Here is a 19,174-nt window from a genome sequence, read left to right as displayed (position 1 = left end):
AGGCAAAAAAAAAGAGCCGAAATAAATCCGACTCTTTTATGAATTTTGTTCTCATTATTTGGTAAAACGAATGGCCATTTTACGGTCAACCGCTCTTTCTGCATCCGTAGCTTCTGCTGGAATTTTGGCAAATTCGCTTCCATAACCTTCTGCGGAAACAACTTGTGATCCAACACCCGCTTTGTTTAACCAGTTTTTGATAAAGTCAGCACGTGCTTGAGACAAAGCTTTGTTTTTTGCAGCATCACCCACCTTATCGGTATAACCGCCAATTTTAATTTTGGCTTCAGGGAATGCTTTCAAAATCGCAACCAAATTTTCTAATTGAGCAGTTGATCCATCCTCTAATTGGTCGGAACTACCCATTTTGAAATTCACATTGTCAAAGGTGTACCAAGTATCTTTAAGAGCTGCATCATCTGCAGTTTCATAATTTCCGGAATTCAAATAATTGATGATTTGACTTTCCAAACCGCCTTGGTAGGCTTTCAATTTGGTTCCTTTTAAGTCCACTTCTTCGTACACTCGATTAGGAGTTTGGATGGTTGTGATTTCTTCTTCCACGATATCGTCGCCAATGATGGTGTCATTGGTTTGTTGCGTTACGACAACTTCCTCTTCGGTACTACATTTTTTTAACAAATACCCACCGATTAATAATAACAAAGCCAATGGAATTAACCATTTCAGCCAATTCATTCCATTGTTATTGTTTTGGGTATTTCTTGGGGTATTGTAAGTCGTTTCTGAATGTGAACTTGAAGTTGTTTGGGTAACACGCTCTGCGTCTTTGTTTCCTCCAAACCAGTTTCCAAAACCTAAGGAGGCCAAGGATAATCCTGCTGGCAATAGGGAAGAAACAACTCCTTTTTGGTCATTCAATAAACTCGTGATTCCAGATGCTCCTAAATTGTTCTCAGTGGCATATTTGCCTAAAGAACCTAAGGTTGCTCCGGTGACCATATTCAACAAGGAATTCGAAGAATTATTACTAATTCCAGCAAAATTGGCAATAGTAGAAACCAAACCGCCGACTTTGTCACCAAAAATACTGGTTAGTAAATTGGTGATCATGGAATTATTGGACGAATTTCCCATTAAATTGGTTAGGAAACCAAACGATTCTGGATTCGAGATTGAATTTAAGACAGTTGAATTGGTTGAGTTATTTGCCAAACCACCCAAAACAGTAGGTATTAAAGCAGAAATTGCTTTTGAGATCCCCGATTCGCTTTCTCCGGTTTGATTGGCGAATTGGTGAATTAAGTTGGATCCCAATTGATCCTTAATTAGGTTTACAATAGTTGATGACATAATGTTTGATTTTAAGTTGTACAATCAAATTTAGTCAATTCTAACCTATTCTAAATCATATTGTTTGATTTTTCTGTAAAGCGTACGTTCAGAAATTCCGAGCTCATCGGCTGCAGAACGACGTTTTCCTTTGTATTTCTCCAATGCTTTTTTGATCAACTCTTTTTCTTTGTCTTGGAGTGATAAAGATTCGTCCGTATCATTTACTTCTTCATAATCATGTTCATCAAAATCATAATCTTGGACAATCGAAGTAGGGGTTTCTTCCTTTGGAATTATTTTCATTGGTGAAAAATCCTCCTCAGTCGAATTATTCTCGCGAATTACTCTTTGAAGTATATCCAAATTGGAAGTAGAAATATTTTCTTTGTTATGAATTAAATCCAAGGTTAACGAGCGCAAATCATTCAAATCTTGTTTCATTTCCAATAAAAATTTGAACAAAATTTCTCGCTCCAAATGATCTGCATTTCCACCTGATTTTTCTTGGCTGACCAAGGTCGGCATGGTATTTTGATACGGTAAATAGACCTGAATTTTATCAAGATCAATGATTCGATCTTTTTCCACTACCGAAATTTCTTCTGCGACATTTCGCAATTGTCGGATGTTTCCTGGCCATGGATAATTGACAATATATTGAGTAGCTTCTGGCGTTAATTCCAAGGTAGGCATACGGTATTTGGCTGCGAAATCTGCTGAGAATTTTCTGAATAAAAGTGGGATATCATTTTTACGATTTCTCAAAGCGGGCATATCGATTTGAACTGTATTCAAACGATAGTACAAATCTTCACGGAATTTTCCTTTTTCAATGGCGCTCATCATGTTGACATTGGTTGCCGCAACGACACGAACATCGGTTTTTTGAATTTCAGACGAGCCAACTTTCATGAATTCACCACTTTCTAAAATTCGCAACAAACGAACTTGGGTTGACAAGGGCAATTCGCCCACTTCATCTAAAAAGATAGTTCCTTTGTCGGCAACTTCAAAATAGCCTTTACGCGTTGTGGTTGCACCCGTGAAGGCACCTTTCTCATGACCAAATAACTCTGAATCAATCGTTCCTTCTGGAATAGCCCCGCAGTTAACAGCGATGTAATTATTGTGTTTTCGAGCGGATTGAGAATGGATGATTTTGGGGATAAATTCCTTTCCCACACCACTTTCTCCCATCACCAAAACAGAAATATCAGTGGGAGCAACTTGAATGGCTTTCTCCAATGCGCGATTTAGCCCTGAATCATTTCCAATAATTGAAAAACGTTGTTTTATGGTCGTAAGATTATCCATCTTTATTTTTTATTTATAATTGAATAATGGACAGAATCTAAAAATTCTCCATTGAAATAAAAATCTTCTTTAAAATGAGCTTCTTTCTGAAAATTTGCTCGCTGCAAAACTTTTTCAGAAGCTGAATTTCTTGGGTCAATGATCGCCGTTAGCGTATGGAATTTGCAGGTATTAAAACCAAAATCAATGACCAATTGTATCGCTTCGGAAACAAATCCTTTGCCGTGAAATTTTGGATCTAAAATATAGCCCACTTCTGCACGGAAATTGGGTTTGTTGATTCGGTATAAACCAATAATTCCCATGATTTTGTCTTCGCCTTTTTGGCAAATTCCCCAACTGATTCCTTCTTCTTTTTCTTTGGTTTCACTCAAAATTTGAATGTGCTCCAAGGCATCTTCTAAGGTTTGGGCTGGAACTCTTGGGATGTATTTCATGATTTCCTTATCGGATCGCAATTGAAAAACTTCCTTTACGTCGTCAGGTGTAACTTCTCTCAGAAGTAATCGTTCTGATTCCAAAATAGGAAAATTAGAAAAGTTAATAGACAGTTCCATAAGGTGATCTTTAAACTTGTTCACCCAATAATGTTGCCGAAGTACAATCATTGGCTTTCACCATGACAAAATCTCCGACTTTTGTTCCTTCGACTTTTGGAAATACCATAACCGCATTTTGTGAAATTCTACCATACCAGAAATTTTCATCTCGTTTGCTGTTTCCTTCAATCAAAACTTCGTGAACTTTCCCAACATAAGCACGCATTCTTGTGGCAGCATGTTTTTGTTGTAGGTTGATGATTTCAGTCAATCTCCTTTTCTTCACATCATCGGGAACATCGTCCACCATTTTCTTGTGAGCTGGAGTTCCAGGACGATCGGAATAGGCAAACATAAATCCGAAATCATATTGAACATACTCCATTAAGGAAAGTGTATCTTGATGTTCTTCTTCGGTTTCTCCACAGAATCCTGCAATCATATCATGAGAAAGTGCGCAATCTGGTACGATTTCGCGAACTTTATCAATCAAGGCTAAATATTCTTCACGTGTATGTTGACGATTCATGCGTTCAAGAACCGTTGTACTTCCCGATTGAACAGGTAAGTGAATGTATTTACAGATATTATCGTATTTCGCCATGGCACGCAAAACATTTTCGTGCATATCTTGGGGGTTGGACGTAGAAAATCGGATTCTCAATCCTGGCAAGGCTTCAGCGACCATGCTCAACAATTGAGCGAAGTCAACTGCAGTCGCTTTTTGCATATCGGTTGCGTTTTTGAAATCTTTCTTCAAACCGCCACCATACCATAAATAAGAGTCTACATTTTGTCCCAAAAGGGTAACTTCTTTGTATCCTTCGTTCCAAAGATTTTTACATTCATCCAAAATTGAATGAGGATCACGACTTCTTTCACGACCTCTCGTAAAGGGAACCACACAGAACGTACACATATTGTCACATCCGCGAGTAATGGTTACGAATGCCGTTACGCCATTTCCACCCAAACGTACCGGATTTAAATCGGCATAGGTTTCATCTTTGGATAAAATTACATTGATAGCCTGACGACCGTCTTCCACTTCAGATAAAAGATTGGGCAAATCGCGGTATGCGTCTGGCCCCACAACCAAATCAACGATTTTTTCTTCTTCTAAAAATTTGGCTTTTAGTCGTTCTGCCATGCAACCCAAAACCCCAACTTTCATAGAAGGATTGGATTTTTTCAAGGCATTGAATTCGGTTAATCGTTTGCGAACAGTTTGTTCCGCTTTTTCACGAATGGAACAAGTATTGACCAAAATCAAATCAGCTTCTTCCATTTTTTGAGTGGTATTGTAACCATTCTCTGATAGAATTGAGGCGACGATTTCGGAATCAGAAAAGTTCATCTGGCACCCATAACTTTCCAAAAATAATTTTTTAGAATTGCTGTTATTTCCTTCCAATACAAGGGGGTTACCTTGGATAGCTTCATTGATTTCTTTTGTTTCTGTATGCATTTTATGAATTCAAAATAGTTCGCAAATTTACGAAAAATACTGACAAACTGACAGATTTTAATCTCTTTGCAAATATTTAACTATTTGATTATTTTTGACCGATATAATATAGAAAACATATGAATTCAGATTTTAATTCAATCGGACAAAAGCCCAAAAAAATCAATTTTGGAGAAGTATTCAATGAATCTTGGAATTTATTTTCAAAAGTGGTAGGAATTGGAGCCTTGGCAGTAGCAATCTTTGGAATTGCTTCCATTGTAGTTTCTCAGGTTTTAGGAGCGATTACTGGATTGAATTATGTGCAAAAGGAATTTCAAGAGCAAATTTCAGGAATTTCTGATCCTGATTTATTGATTCTTGAAGTTCAAAATTTTTATATGGACAATATGAATCCCTTTATTACGACGAGTTTGTTAACATCATTGATTATGATATTAGCATTTCCTTTGGCAGGGGGATTTATGTTGGTTTGTCGTGAAGCAGATAAAAATGGAGCGGTCAACATCGGAACTTTATTTGAAGGATTCAAGCCACAATACTGGGGTAGATTGATTGTTTTGGGATTGATCTATTTTATCATTTCTAAAATAGCATTTATCTTCTTTGTGATTCCAGGAATTTATGTGTGGGTAGCAGCTGCAATTGCTTGTCCATTTGTGATGTTTACCAATTTAAGTGGAATTGATGCTTTGAAAGCGAGCTTTAAAATGGTCAATCAAAATTGGTTTACCGTATTTCAAGTTTTATTGGTGGCGTCAATCATTGGATTAGTCGGCTATTTGCTTTGTTTAGTAGGAAGATTGGTTTCATATCCATTTGTTTTAATATCCATTTATATGTTGTACAAACATATGATTGGATTCGAGAATCAAGACATTTCAAAAATAGGTGAGGAATAATCGTTTTTGGTGGCTTCAAAAATTTGTTTCTATTTTTGCCAAAAAATAACAAATGCCCAAAAATTTAGTTATTGTCGAGTCACCCGCTAAGGCAAAAACCATTCAGAAGTACTTAGGAGACGATTTTGCAGTAGAATCGAGCTTCGGTCATATTGTTGATTTGCCTAAAAAAGGGATGGGAATCGACATAGATAATAATTTCAAACCCATTTATGAAGTTTCTCCCGATAAGGAAGAGGTAGTCAAGAAACTAAAAAGTTTGACAAAAAAAGCTGAAGTGGTTTGGTTGGCTTCGGATGAGGACCGCGAGGGAGAAGCCATATCTTGGCATTTGTACAATGTGTTGGATCTTAAGAAAAAAGAGACACACCGAATTGTTTTCAACGAAATTACCAAAAAAGCCATTCAAAATGCGGTAGAAAATCCACGAAAAATTGATGAAAATTTAGTGGATGCTCAACAAGCACGTCGTGTTTTGGATCGTTTGGTAGGATTTGAAGTTTCGCCAATTTTATGGAAAAAAATCAAACCAGGATTGTCTGCAGGTCGTGTACAATCGGTTGCGGTTCGTCTAATTGTCGAAAGAGAAAAGGAGATTCGTAGTTTCAAACCTGAAGCATCATTTAAGTTTACCGCTCAATTCGGAACCGTTGAAAACAAACAATTCAAGGCGATATTGACCGAAGAATTCAAAACCTATGAGGAAGCAAAATCTTTTATAGAATCTTGCAAGGCTGCGAATTTTAAAGTGAAAGACTTACAGAAAAAACCAGCGAAACGTTCGCCTTCTGCACCTTTTACAACGTCTACCTTACAACAGGAAGCTTCTTTGAAATTGGGGTATCCCGTTTCAAGAACTATGCGTGTTGCACAGCAATTGTATGAATCGGGGTTGATTACCTATATGAGAACCGATAGCGTGAATTTGTCTCAAGAGGCAATTTCTGCAGCGGAATCAGCTATTAAAAAAGAATTTGGAGAGAAATACAGTTCTCCAAGAAATTATACGAATAAAAATAAATCGGCTCAAGAAGCTCACGAAGCCATCAGGCCAACCAATTTTGCCATCAGTTCTGCTGGAGGAGATGATTCTCAACGTAGATTGTATGAGTTGATTTGGAAACGTACCATTGCGAGCCAGATGACCAATGCAGATTTGGAACGTACCATCATTGATATTGAGAATGATCGAAATGCCAAAATGTTTCAAGCAAAAGGTGAAGTGATTGTTTTTGATGGATTCCTGAAAGTTTACCAAGATACCAATACAGATGAAGACGCAGAAGATGATAAATCTTTATTGCCTGCTGTGAAAGTTGGAGAAAATTTATCGGTAGAAGAAATTTTCGGAACCCAGAAATTTACCAAAGCACCACCAAGATTTACGGAAGCTTCCTTGGTGAAAAAATTAGAAGAATTAGGAATTGGACGACCATCTACCTATGCGCCAACTATTTCGACCATTCTAAATCGTGAATATGTAATTGTTGGGAATTTGGAAGGAGATGTGCGTAAATTGCAAACAATCCGATTGAAGAAAGGTGCGATTACAGAAAAAGTAGAATCTGAAACCTATGGAGCAGATCGTCGTAAATTGATTCCTACCGATATTGGAATTGTGGTGAATGATTTCTTGGTAGATTATTTCAAATCGATTTTGGATTATGATTTCACGGCGAAAGTCGAAGAAAGTTTTGATGCGATTGCCGAAGGAAAAGAAGAATGGACCGACATGATGAGTTCCTTCTATGGGAAATTCCACGACAATGTTCAAAACGTAGAAGATACCGCAGAACGTGCAACAGGAGAGCGTGAATTGGGAATCGATCCTAAATCTGGGAAAACTGTTGTGGCAAGAATTGGTCGTTTTGGACCGATGATTCAAATTGGACATGCTGATGACGAAGAAAAACCCCAGTTCGCAAGTTTGTTGAGTACCCAATCCATTCACAATATTACCTTAGAAGAGGCTTTGAAGTTATTTGAATTGCCAAAGAATTTAGGGGAATATAAAAATGAAATCGTTGAGGTAAATGTAGGTCGTTTTGGTCCTTATGTGAAATACAAAGACATGTTTGTTTCCATTCCAAAAGGAGAAGACTTGATGGAAGTGAGTTTGGAAAGAGCTGTCGAATTAATCGATGAGAAATTAAAAGCTGATGCTCCTATTGCTATGTATGATGGCAAGGAAGTAACCAAAGGTAAAGGTCGTTTTGGACCATTTATCAAATGGGACAATATGTTTATCAACGTTAGCAAAAAATACGATTTCGATCATTTGACCGATGAAGATATTGAACAATTGATTGAAGACAAATTGAAAAAGGAGTCCGAAAAAGTTGTTCAAAATTGGGAAAAAGAAGGAATTCGAATTGAAAAAGCTCGTTGGGGAAGACATAACATTATCAAAGGGAAAACCAAAATTGAATTGATGAAAGATGTCGATGTAACCAAATTAACTCTTGAAGAAGTTCAAAAAATGATCGAAAGTCAAAAACCTGCGAAAAAGAAAAAATGATCAACGAATTTATAACGCCGGTTTCAGAAGAATTACGTGAATTAGCGTCCCAATTGGATCAATTTTCCATTGGGCAAAATCTTCGTTTTGAGGAAGAAATTCAGGAGAAATCCTTGGTTTTTTTTGGGGTAAAAGAAACAAGAGGTGGTGCAGAAAATTTTAATTCAGAAATAAGTTTCGATGGATTGAGAAAGCAGTTGTATCAACTCAAAAAAGGGCATTGGCATTTGCCGATGTATGATTTGGGAGATTTGCATGCGGGAGCTACAAGAGAAGATACCTATTTTGCTTTTCAGAAAATTCAGGAAGAATTATTAGCGCTAAATTGTACCCTTATCATTTTGGGTGGCTCGGCAAATTTGGCGTATCCACAATTTAGATCTTTTGATTCCAAAACCCATAAAGTAAATTTAACTTGTATCGATAATCGATTCCGATTGGGGAATGATGCAGATCAATTGAATTCACATAATTATTTGAGTAAAATCATTACCACTGAGCCTCATTCCTTATTTGAATTTACACAATTGGGGTATCAGACGTATTTTGTAGCGCAAGAGGAATTGGATTTGATGGAACATCTCAATTTCGATGTGAAACGATTGGGGATTTTAATGGAATCAATGGAAGAAGCAGAGCCCGAATTGAGAAATTCAGATATGGTTGTCATGAATTTAGAAGCGATTCAATGTTCAGATTTCCGTTCCACGATTGAATTATCACCAAATGGATTCAATTCGAGAGAAATATGTGCCCTTTCAAGATATGCAGGGATAAACAATAAAGTACAATCTTTTGGCGTTTATAATTTCAAAGCGAAAAATATTCCGTCAGACGATTTGTTGGTGGCGGAGATTCTTTGGTATTTTATGGAAGGTAAAAACCATGCGACAGACACAATTGCTTGGGATGAATCAGAAAGTTTCGAAACATTTTATGTGCAAATTCCTGAACAGGATTTGATTTTTTACCGAAACATTACAACTGATCAATGGTGGTTAGAGTTGCAGGAAATGAACGAAATAGAGCGATTGGGCAGACAACCAATCCCTTGTTCACATTTGGATTATGAAAAATCATTGAAAGGAGAAATTCCAGAGAGATGGTGGAAATCCTACAAAAAATTGTATTAATTAACAATAAAAAGAGATTTTGTTCGTTAAGCTAATTGCCGAATAAAATATTTTTTGGAGAATCGTAAAATTATAATAGATTTACACGCTTAAAAAAAATGAGGATGAATAAAGCATTGGTAGCAGTTATCATTTTATCCTTTACACTTTCTTCTTGTAACATGTTGAGAAAAGGAAGAAATGGAGGTAAAGATGATGGTCAAATTGTAGGGGAAAAATCGTCAACTTGGACGCCACAACGCCCAAAGGGGATGGTCCCAATTCCGAGTGGGTCTTTTGTATTAGGTCAAACAGATTATGACTTTACATTTGATAATTATGCACCGGTAAGAACGGTGTCTGTATCTGGATTTTATATGGATGATACAGAAACAACCAATTCGGAATACCGTGTGTTTGTAAACTATGTAAAAGATTCAATCGCTCGTACCATGTTAGCTGAAAAAGCGGCAGAGCTTGGTTTTGATCCAACAAATCCAGGTTCAGGTGAACAAACAGGTATTGCAGCGTTCCGTTATATTTCGGGTTCTGAAGATGGTGAAAAAACCGCTTGGGACGAATATGTAGAGCAAAATTCTACCGGTAGAGATGGTGATTTGCCAATTGATCAAAGAAAATTAAACTGGGATCAAGAATTATTCTGGGATAAATACGAATATCCAGATGTAGATTATGCAGCTACCATCGATCAATTGTACTATGCTCCTGAAGAAAGATTCAACAATGAACGTTTAATTGACGTACGTAAATTGAAATTCAAATATGTTTGGGTTGACCAAGAAGGTGCTGCGAGACAAAGTGGAAATTCAGATACGTTCAGAATTGACTTCCGTCACGAAGAAGAAGTAAGCGTTTATCCAGATACAACTGTTTGGGTTCGTGATTTTAACTATTCACACAATGACCCAATGCACGAAAACTATTTCTGGCATCAAGCTTATTCAGACTATCCAGTAGTTGGAGTGACTTGGCACCAAGCGATGGCGTATTGTGCGTACAAAACCAAAAAGCACAATGACTATTTGTCTGGAAGAAAAAAGAGAAGTGGTGTTTCCAATAAAGTAATTGATTACCGTTTGCCAACGGAAATCGAATGGGAATATGCAGCTCGTGGAGGTTTACAAGATGCTCCATATCCTTGGGGAGGTCCTTACTTAACAGACGATAGAGGTTGTTATTTAGCGAACTTCAAACCTAAGCGTGGTGATTATATCGAAGATCAAGGAAAAGGATATATGTACACAGGTCCTGTAAAAACTTTCCATGCAAACGGATACGGATTGTATGATATGGCTGGAAACGTAGCAGAATGGACAAGTTCATCTTACGACAAAGCTTTCTACCAAATGACTTCTACCTTGAATCCAACCATGGCAAGAGATCGTAGCGATAAAAAAGCAGTTCGTGGAGGTTCTTGGAAAGATATCGGATACTTATTGATGGTAAGTGCTCGTGACTGGGAAGTTCAAGATTCCGCTAGAAGTTATATTGGATTCAGAACAGTTCAATCTTTCCCTGAAGGATCAAAAATTAAATTCAAAACAAGAAGATAATTTAGCAAAAAATAAAAATTAATAAATCTTAAATTAACACAAATTCATTTTAAATTATGGCAGCAAAAGCGAGTAAAAAGGACGTTATACTAAACATGGTCTACAGTTTAGGTGCAGCAGTTGTAATCATCGGAGCATTATGTAAAATTAACCACTACTCTCCGCTAGGTATTGATGGTTCTATCATCTTAGCAATCGGATTGGTCGTGGAAGCCATCATTTTCGTAATCTTCGCATTTGATACACCAACTGGAGACTACCAATGGGAGAAAGCTTATCCGGAATTAGCAGACGGAAGCGCTCCTGCAGTTAGAAAAGCTAACAAAATCGTTGAGGACACAGACACAATGTCTCTTTCTCAAAAATTAGATAAAATGTTGAATGATGCTAAATTAGATGTTTCCTTGATGGAAAGATTGCGTTCTGGAATTGAGAACTTCGGATCTGCAGTTAACGAAATCAACAAAACAACTAGTGCAGCAGCAGCAACACAACAATATGGTGATCAATTGGCTTTAGCAGCTAATCACATGGAGTCTTTGAACGCTCTTTACCAAGTTCAATTAGAAAATGGCCAAAAACAAGTAGATTTAAACAAAAAATTCATTGACGAGATGGAAGCTTCTGCAGGTGGTTCTCAGAAATTCCAACAAGAAATGGAAGCGTTAACTGCTAGCATCAACAGCTTGAACAAAGTGTACGGTGGTATGTTATCAGCAATGAAAGGAAGTTAAGATTCTGTTCGATTGGAACTTTATTAACTTTAAAATTAAATTAATGTTTAACATTCTACTTATTAAATAAAAATGGCACAAGGCAAACAGACTCCTCGTCAGAAGATGATCAACTTGATGTACTTGGTTTTCATTGCAATGATGGCAATGCAAGTCGATCGTCAAGTATTGAGATCTTTCGAGGGAATAACGATTACTTTGAACGAGTCTTCAGGGTTAACGAATGAAAATAACGCTACGTTCTACGATCAAATCGTGAACAAAGCGAAAGAAGATCCAGATTATGCAGCAATTCAAGACAAAGCTGCGCAAGTAAAATCTGAGGCAGATAAAGCATTCAACGCGATCGAAAAGATCAAGAATGATGTGATGAAGGAAATGGAGTATTCATTACCTACCATTGATTCTGAAGAAGAAACAAAATATGTTTCTTTGTCTAACGTTGATGTATTGACAAAAATGTTATTTGTTACAGAAGATAAAGCAAAACCAGAAGGTGAGGCATTGAAAAAAGCAATTGATGATTTCAAAGCTTTCATTGCAGGTGCTTATGCAACTTCTCCTAAAGACAAAAGCAGAGTTGAGAAAATCTTCAGTACTGCAGATAGAGGAAGAAAATCTTGGTTAAATGCACAATTCTATTCTCAACCAATGGTTGCTGGATTGGCGAACTTAACGAAAATTCAATCGGATATCCGTACAGAAGAAGGGAACTTAGTTAGAACGTTATTGGCTAACAAATTACAACACGAAATTGAGTTGAAAGCATTCCAACCAATCGTAATGGCTCCACCAATCGTATTAGCTGGAAAGCCAGTTGAAGGTAGCATTGCATTTGGTGCTTATGACAATACATTGAATGGTTCTGTTTCTATTGGAGGACAAAACGTTCCATTGAAAGATGGTAAAGCAGTATTTAACTTGAATACATCAGGAGCTGGTAAGAAAACATTGTCAGGAACTATGACTTACAAAGGCCCAGATGGAAAAGATATTTCTCAACCATTTACACATGAGTATGAAGTTGTTTCTGAAACGATTAAAGATATGCCTTCTGGAGCAGTTATCTCTGCAGATGCGATGAATGTTGTATACCGTGGATTGGATAACCCAATTTCTGCACAAGTGAACGGTGCTGATGGACCAGTTTCATTGACTGCATCTCAATCAGGATTGCGTTCTGCAGGTGCTGGAAAATGGATGTTCAAACCAGCTGCAGGAAGTGGATCAGTTACGTTCACAGCTTCTGCGAAAACATCTACTGGTAAAGTAGTTTCTGGAAAACGTGAATTCCGCATCAAACCAGTTCCACCAGCAAGAGGACATGTAGCAGGTAAAACGAGCTTACAAGTTCCAGCAAATGGATTGGCAGGACAAACTGTACGTATCGACTGGCCAGACTTCTTATTTGATGTAAAAGGTGAGGTTACTTCATTCAAAGTGAAAGTACCTGGACAACCAACTGCATCTGTAAACGGAAGCAAAATGTCAGGAGCTGCTGGAGCATTGTCTAAAGCGAAAAGTGGAGATGTTGTAGGTATCTTTGATATCAAGTATACTTCTACTGCAGGTGGAGGTGAAGCATCTTCGATAACAATTGAAGTAAGATAAAATTAAAATAGAATATTATTATGAAGTGTCTTTTTTTCGGATTAATGAGTTTAGTAGCTTCTTTGGGATATTCCCAAAATGTTCTGAACGCTATGTCTCCAGATGAGTTGAGAGAACAGCGTGCAAACAAAACAAAAGTTACTGAGGCCGGGGATACCGTTAGTACTGAGGCTCAGCCTATGGAATACGGATACATTGAGGACAAAGACATCATTTGGTCAAAAGTAGTTTGGGAAGTAATCGATTTGAACGAGCGTTTGAATCAACCTTATTACAGAGCGTCTGATGGATTGTTGACAGAGTCAGCTTCTTTATACGATGCCCTTGTAGAAGGTGTTCGCTCTGGGAAAATCAGTCAAGTTTATGACGATGAGTATTTCACTACGAAAATGACCTATGATCAAATTGTTTCTCGTACGGCAAAAAAAGATACTCAGCAATATTATTTTGACATGATTGATGCGGGTGAAGAAGCAGACGAAGGTTTGATCTTCAACTTTGAGATTAACTCAAAAGACATCAAAATGTTGAAAACAAAAGGGATGTGGTACATCGACCGTCGTTTAGGTGAAATGAAATACCGTCTTTTAGGATTGTGTATCATGGGACCAGATGCTCAGGCATTAGGAACTGAATTTGACGATGGTATGTTCGTAGAATTGTTCTGGATTTGGTATCCAGATGCGAGAACAGTTTTGAACAACTACACCGTGTTCAATCCCAATAACTCCTCTTCAAGTGTAACCTTTGATGACCTCTTGAATTCAAGAAGATTCTCATCGGTAATCTACAAGGCTCAAACCATGTATGGTATAACGCCAATTGAAGATTATATTCCAAAAAACTCCAAAGGTCAATTGGAAGAAAGCGATAGAATTAGAGAAAGCATTCTCCAGTCTGAAGCTGATATGTGGAGTTATTAATCAATAAATTTTTGCCACTTCATAGAACTCCGTTAGTGAAAACTAACGGAGTTTTTTTATGATTTCTCTGACATAGTTTGTCCTTATTCTCTTGTAATTTTAGAAAGTGAATCAGAAAGGGAAAAAAGGACAAGGTGCGATTCAAAATGTCGACAATCATTTTGAAAAGATTTCCTATGTCCAAACTTTTTATGAAGATGAAATTTTGGATGAATTTGGAAATAGAGTGGAAGATAAAAGTCCTACTGAATACCTCGAAGTTTTCCCGAAATCGATTCTAAATATTATTCCACGGAAAGACATGCCAACTGAATATTCCATGAATCCTTATCAAGGTTGTGAACATGGTTGTGCGTATTGTTATGCGAGACCGACGCATGAGTATTGGGGTTATTCGGCCGGAATTGATTTCGAACGAAAGATTATGGTGAAAATGTCTGCGCCAAAATTGGTCGAAGAATTATTTCTCAAACGAAATTTTCAGCCTCATCCGTTTATGCTTTCTGGCAATACAGATTGTTATCAACCCATCGAACGAAAATTAGAGCTTACCAGACAAATACTTCAACTCTGTTTGGATTATCGTCATCCGGTAGAAATCATCACGAAAAACGCTTTAATTCTGCGTGATTTGGATATTCTAATTCCCCTTGCTGAAAAGAATTTGGTGAAAGTGGCGATTTCCATTCCAACCATCAATGAAGAGTTAAGAAAGAAATTGGAACCTAGGACTTCGACCATTTCCAACAAATTGAAAGCAATTGAGGTTTTAGCCCAGAATAAAGTTCCGGTTATGGCCATGATTGCTCCGATTATTCCAGGGTTGAATTCAGAAGAAATTTTAGCGATTATGAAACGAGTTTCTGAATTGGGTGCAGAAGATTATGGATATACCTTGGTTCGATTAAACGATACGGTGGAACCCGTTTTCAAAAATTGGCTAGAGGTTCATTTTCCTGAAAGAGCTTCAAAAATTTTGAATCAGATTCGTTCCATTCATGGTGGAAAGTTCAATGAACGAATGGCGAAAAAACGGTATGTTGGGCAAGGAAATTTTGCTCAAATGATTCATCAAACGTTTAAAATTGGAGAACGAAAATATTTTCCCAATGGAATTCAACCTAGAATCTTGGCAACCCATTTATTCAATGGCTCCAAAGGACAACAATTAAGTCTTTTCTAAATCTAATTTGTTTTCGCTATTTTTAATGAAAACTTATCTATGCAAGACTTCACTCCGATTTCCCAAGAAGAATTGGAAAATTTTATTCAGGAAGATTCCCAATTGGAAAAATTAATTGGATTGGCCAATAAACCAATTGCGCTTTTTAAGGAATTGGTTCGGGAAGGATTTAGTTCCTTGAAACGAAATCTAGTGTATGTTTTACTCTTTGGATTTCCGCAATTTTGGATAATTCTCTATGCGACCTATCGTTTAGTTCAAATCGATTTTATGGGAACTAAATTCTTGTTTTGGGTCTTAGTGGTTTTGGTGGGAATAGCGGGAATCGCAATCTTAATCTTTCGAATGTATAAATTAATCCTACTCGATTATTATATTTATTTGTTTCGAAAATTTCGTCCATTTGTACAAAAGCTAACCGATTATTTGGTCGAATTAACCGAGAAAAAAACACCTGAAAGTATCGATGTCCAAGCAGTGAAAGCTTATTTGGATCAATCCTTAAATCATATTCCAAGTTTAATTCGGAAAGCTGTTTTATTTGTCTTTCAATTTATTCCGATCACCAATTTATTGACAGAAGTTTATCAGAATTCCGATGAATTGATCACCTCAGAAGATAAAAGTTCTTTTTTACTCAATCGAATTTACGAAAAGGTAACAGAGTTCGTGACCGATCAAAATAGTCCAAAATGGGCGCTAATTCTCCTTGGAATCTGCGGAATTATCCAATTCTATCTACTATTCTTTCAATTAATTTAATTGACAGCTGTATATTCGACAATATCAATTCCGTAACCACCTACAGAAGATTGTTGGTTTTGCGGTTTACGTGTAATCAAATTGATTTTCTTAATACCTAAATCTTTGATGATTTGCGCTCCAATTCCATAATCTTTCATGTCGTTTGGAATGATTCCCGAATCAACTTTTCCTTCCAAGTATTGACGGAAACGATTCATTTTGGTCAACATCAAATCAGAATCCGAAACGTTATTGATGAAAATAATCGCTCCTTTTCCATGATTTTGAATGATATCACTCGTAATTTTCAATTGTGGTGTTTCGCCAAATTCCAAAGCTGCAAACAAATCATAATAGCTATTGGACGAAATGACACGCAATGGAACAACTTCGTCTTCTGTCCATTCACCTGTTTTCAAAACATAGTGAATCTGGTTATTGGTCGTTTGTTTGTACGAAACCAAATTGAAATCACCAAAAGCTGTTTTCACTGGAAACTCTTCGACACGATCAATCAATGAATCATGTTGCAAACGGTACGCAATCAAATCTTGAATCGTGATGATTTTCAAATCGAATTTTTCTGCAATCTTGATCAATTCTGGCAAACGAGCCATACTTCCATCATCATTCAAGATTTCCACCAAAATTCCAGCTGGTTGAAGTCCCGCTAAACGAGCTAAATCAACTGCCGCTTCGGTATGACCTGCTCGGTGCAAAACACCTCCATTTTTGGCACGTAATGGAAAAATATGACCAGGGCGACCCAAATCTTCTGGTTTCGTTGCTGGATCAATCAAGGCTTCAATCGTATTGGCTCTGTCTTGTACCGAAATCCCTGTTGTATTTCCTTTTCCTTTGAAATCAACGGAAACGGTAAATTGGGTTTCGTGCAAAACTGTATTATTGGTAACCATCAAATCCAAATTCAATTCCTTACAACGATCAATCGTTAAAGGAGTACAAATAAGTCCACGTCCATGAAGTGCCATGAAATTGATCATTTCGGGTGTCACCATTTCGGCTGCAGCCACAAAATCACCTTCATTTTCGCGATCTTCATCATCTACGACAATGATAACTTTTCCTTGACGGATTTCTTCTAAGGCTTCGCTAATTGTATTCAATTTGAATGTTTGGGTACTTGTTTCCATTATTGATAACGGCTATGTTCTGTTATGTTTTTCTTTTTTCTAAACCTTTGAAAGAACTTTTCGATGGGTTGTATAATTTTGGTGTAATTGTCAATGTTGAATAAAGCGGAATCATTGTTGGCTTTAAAGAACAAAACAATTGCAACTGGAAAGAAAATTAAATTTGCTGACCATGCTGCAAAGGTAGGGTCTAAAATGCCATTTTTCGTCATATTTTCAGAAGAAAAATTGATGATGTAATACAAGACGAAAATGACAATGGAAATCACTACCGGCATCCCAATTCCACCTTTTTTTACAATCGCTCCCAAAGGTGCTCCAATCAAGAAAAATACGATACAGGTAAAGGCATACGAATAATTGCGATGGTAGTGCAATATCTGTTTGGCTTGCAGTTTTACTCGCCAAACTATTTCATTTTCGGTCCATTGATAACTTTCAATCTCTCTATCAAGAGCGGAAATTGCTTCTTTTATAACTTGGGTTTGTTTGGACTTGTCCAATTTCTCCAGCGTCTGCGTGATGACTTCTGTTTCTTTCAATTGAACTGTATCCATTTCCAAAGCGCCATACACATTCTTCAATAAGATATTGGTCGAAGCCTCTTTGTAGTAATTTTGATACTCAATTTCCATTGAATCGATACGTTGATTCAAGGCTTTTGCATTGAGGAATTTGTAGTGATCTTGGATGTTTTCCTCATCCATTGCTTTTTGAAGAATTTCCGATATGTCTATGTATTGAACTAAAGTGTCAAATTTGATGGCTTGGTTGGGTTGTTTTTTTCGTTCGTTCTGGGATTTATTTTTGACCTGATCGACATAAATCGTTCCATCGATCAAAACCATTTTTAGCAAACGTAAATCTTCTGGATCACGATTCAGTGTTCCGTGGTTCGCAATAATGGTTCGTTTATCATCTTCAAATTTCCCTCCTTGGTAAATGAATACATCTTTCAATTGATCTTGATTTTCACCCGAAACTTCACTGATTTTCATGCTAAATCCAGGAATGTTTTCAATGAAAACACCTTCCACCAATTGTAGAGTGGGATTGGCTTTGACAATGTTATAGGCTAGGTTCTTGGCTTTTCGTTGGGAATAAGGCATCACATGATCGCCAAAAAAGTATAAACCAATCGATAAAAAACTGATGACCACAAACAAAGGAGTAAGAATTCTTGCCAAGGAAATTCCAGAAGCTTTCATGGCTGCTAATTCATAGCGTTCACCAAATCCTCCAAAAGTCATAATGGATCCCAAAAGAATCGCGAGCGGCAATACCAATTGGATGACATTGATTCCTAAATAAAGCAATAATTCACCAATGGTTAACCAACTTAAACCTTTTCCTGCAAATTTTTCCATCTCTTGCCAAGCAAATTGGACGATGAAAATGAAAAATAAGATGCTGAAAATAAAGAAAAAGGGTCCTAAAAATGTTTTAACTGTGTACCAATCAAGTTTTTTGAACATTATATCGAGGTTACGATGTAGCCGTCTTTTTCGTATTTAGACTTGTCAAATTTAAACAATGCTCGTGGAATAATTAAATTTTGAATGAAATCTTTTACGGTAATCGTACGGGTAAATCCATTCGAATAAATTTCTTCGTATTGGTAAAGGGAATTGTTGGTTGTATTGATTCCAACCATCATATAGTCCGCATCGGTTTTTTGATTGGGAACCAATTTGATATATTGGATTTTTTTACCACCCACAGTGGATGTTTTCCCCAAACTCAATTTATACCCCGATTTGTACATCCCGATTACTTTGGTTGGTGTCAAAAAATCATCGCTATTGGCATTTGGAATAGAAACCGTCACTTCTTTGTCTTCTTTGGAAACGGTATACAAAGATTTGCCATCATACATTTGTTTGATGTCTTTCACATCCAAACTGTATTTTTCTTTTACTGCAAATATTTCACCTGTTTGAACCGCAGAATTTCCAGATTCTTTCACATCAAATTTGATGTAATAAGAAGGAGTTTGAGAGTAGGTCGCACTCAATTTATTCATCCATTCTTCTGCTGTTTGAGCAGAAACGCCTAATGCAACTACTACACTGAATAGAATTGAGAAAAAAACTTTCATAAAA

At 36.9% G+C, this 19,174-nt stretch carries 16 protein-coding genes; 9 read left to right on the top strand and 7 right to left on the bottom strand.

The genetic code is table 11. The features are described from left to right. Positions 1–54: 54 nt before the first annotated feature. From ABID46_RS02910 to miaB, 4 genes are read right to left on the bottom strand one after another with little or no spacing between them, the layout of a single operon-like run. Positions 55–1,314 carry a DUF937 domain-containing protein gene (locus tag ABID46_RS02910; protein WP_354506886.1) on the bottom strand — a complete coding sequence of 420 codons (1,260 nt, stop codon included), beginning with the start codon at positions 1,312–1,314 and terminating at the stop codon, positions 55–57. A 45-nt stretch (positions 1,315–1,359) separates the two neighbouring features. After that, positions 1,360–2,610 (bottom strand): sigma-54 interaction domain-containing protein, encoded by a 1,251-nt coding sequence (locus ABID46_RS02905; RefSeq protein WP_354506884.1) that lies wholly within the window; start codon positions 2,608–2,610, stop codon positions 1,360–1,362. A 2-nt stretch (positions 2,611–2,612) separates the two neighbouring features. Then, positions 2,613–3,167: a GNAT family N-acetyltransferase gene (locus ABID46_RS02900; RefSeq protein ID WP_354506882.1), complete on the bottom strand. Its 555-nt coding sequence runs from the start codon at positions 3,165–3,167 to the stop codon at positions 2,613–2,615. Between the two features lie 10 nt (positions 3,168–3,177). Continuing rightward, positions 3,178–4,617: a tRNA (N6-isopentenyl adenosine(37)-C2)-methylthiotransferase MiaB gene (gene miaB, locus ABID46_RS02895; protein ID WP_354506880.1), complete on the bottom strand. Its 1,440-nt coding sequence runs from the start codon at positions 4,615–4,617 to the stop codon at positions 3,178–3,180. Between the two features lie 119 nt (positions 4,618–4,736). On the opposite strand from miaB, the gene ABID46_RS02890 reads away from it, so the two are divergent. From ABID46_RS02890 to ABID46_RS02850, 9 genes are all read left to right on the top strand, one after another. After that, a complete protein-coding gene (locus tag ABID46_RS02890; RefSeq protein WP_354506878.1) occupies positions 4,737–5,519 on the top strand; it encodes a hypothetical protein in 783 nt (260 codons plus the stop codon). Positions 5,520–5,571: 52 nt separating this feature from the next. Beyond that, a complete protein-coding gene (gene topA / locus ABID46_RS02885) occupies positions 5,572–8,037 on the top strand; it encodes a type I DNA topoisomerase (protein WP_354506876.1) in 2,466 nt (821 codons plus the stop codon). After that, positions 8,034–9,170 (top strand): formimidoylglutamase, encoded by a 1,137-nt coding sequence (locus tag ABID46_RS02880; RefSeq protein ID WP_354506874.1) that lies wholly within the window; start codon positions 8,034–8,036, stop codon positions 9,168–9,170. Before topA ends, ABID46_RS02880 begins: the two co-directional genes overlap by 4 nt. 104 nt (positions 9,171–9,274) lie before the next feature. Then, positions 9,275–10,723 carry a T9SS ring complex lipoprotein PorK/GldK gene (porK, locus tag ABID46_RS02875; RefSeq protein ID WP_354506872.1) on the top strand — a complete coding sequence of 483 codons (1,449 nt, stop codon included), beginning with the start codon at positions 9,275–9,277 and terminating at the stop codon, positions 10,721–10,723. 56 nt (positions 10,724–10,779) lie between these two features. Beyond that, positions 10,780–11,457 carry a type IX secretion system motor protein PorL/GldL gene (gene porL, locus ABID46_RS02870; protein WP_354506870.1) on the top strand — a complete coding sequence of 226 codons (678 nt, stop codon included), beginning with the start codon at positions 10,780–10,782 and terminating at the stop codon, positions 11,455–11,457. Between the two features lie 72 nt (positions 11,458–11,529). Next, entirely contained in the window at positions 11,530–13,068 is a 1,539-nt protein-coding gene (gene porM, locus ABID46_RS02865; protein WP_354506868.1) for a type IX secretion system motor protein PorM/GldM, read from the top strand. A 20-nt stretch (positions 13,069–13,088) separates the two neighbouring features. Then, positions 13,089–13,991 (top strand): type IX secretion system ring subunit PorN/GldN, encoded by a 903-nt coding sequence (gene porN / locus ABID46_RS02860; RefSeq protein WP_354506866.1) that lies wholly within the window; start codon positions 13,089–13,091, stop codon positions 13,989–13,991. Between the two features lie 106 nt (positions 13,992–14,097). Beyond that, positions 14,098–15,174, top strand: coding sequence for a PA0069 family radical SAM protein (locus ABID46_RS02855; protein ID WP_354506864.1), 1,077 nt, complete (start codon positions 14,098–14,100; stop codon positions 15,172–15,174). Between the two features lie 39 nt (positions 15,175–15,213). Further along, positions 15,214–15,936 (top strand): hypothetical protein, encoded by a 723-nt coding sequence (locus ABID46_RS02850; protein ID WP_354506862.1) that lies wholly within the window; start codon positions 15,214–15,216, stop codon positions 15,934–15,936. On the opposite strand, the gene ribB is transcribed toward ABID46_RS02850, so the two are convergent. The 3 genes from ribB to lolA1 are packed head-to-tail and all read right to left on the bottom strand — an operon-like array spanning position 15,933 to position 19,170. Further along, positions 15,933–17,072, bottom strand: a complete 1,140-nt coding sequence (gene ribB, locus ABID46_RS02845) for a 3,4-dihydroxy-2-butanone-4-phosphate synthase (protein WP_435529314.1) — start codon at positions 17,070–17,072, stop codon at positions 15,933–15,935. The two genes, ABID46_RS02850 and ribB, sit on opposite strands and share 4 nt — an antisense overlap. Next, positions 17,072–18,547 (bottom strand): LptF/LptG family permease, encoded by a 1,476-nt coding sequence (locus tag ABID46_RS02840; RefSeq protein WP_354506858.1) that lies wholly within the window; start codon positions 18,545–18,547, stop codon positions 17,072–17,074. Before ABID46_RS02840 ends, ribB begins: the two co-directional genes overlap by 1 nt. Continuing rightward, positions 18,547–19,170, bottom strand: a complete 624-nt coding sequence (gene lolA1, locus ABID46_RS02835; protein ID WP_354506856.1) for an outer membrane lipoprotein periplasmic chaperone LolA1 — start codon at positions 19,168–19,170, stop codon at positions 18,547–18,549. Before lolA1 ends, ABID46_RS02840 begins: the two co-directional genes overlap by 1 nt. Positions 19,171–19,174 lie beyond the last annotated feature (4 nt).

The organism is Moheibacter stercoris (genome assembly GCF_040545805.1).
GTDB lineage: Bacteria > Bacteroidota > Bacteroidia > Flavobacteriales > Weeksellaceae > Moheibacter > Moheibacter stercoris.
The sequence above is the reverse complement of the archived record's forward strand: the minus strand, read 5'-3'. Positions and strand labels throughout refer to the sequence as shown.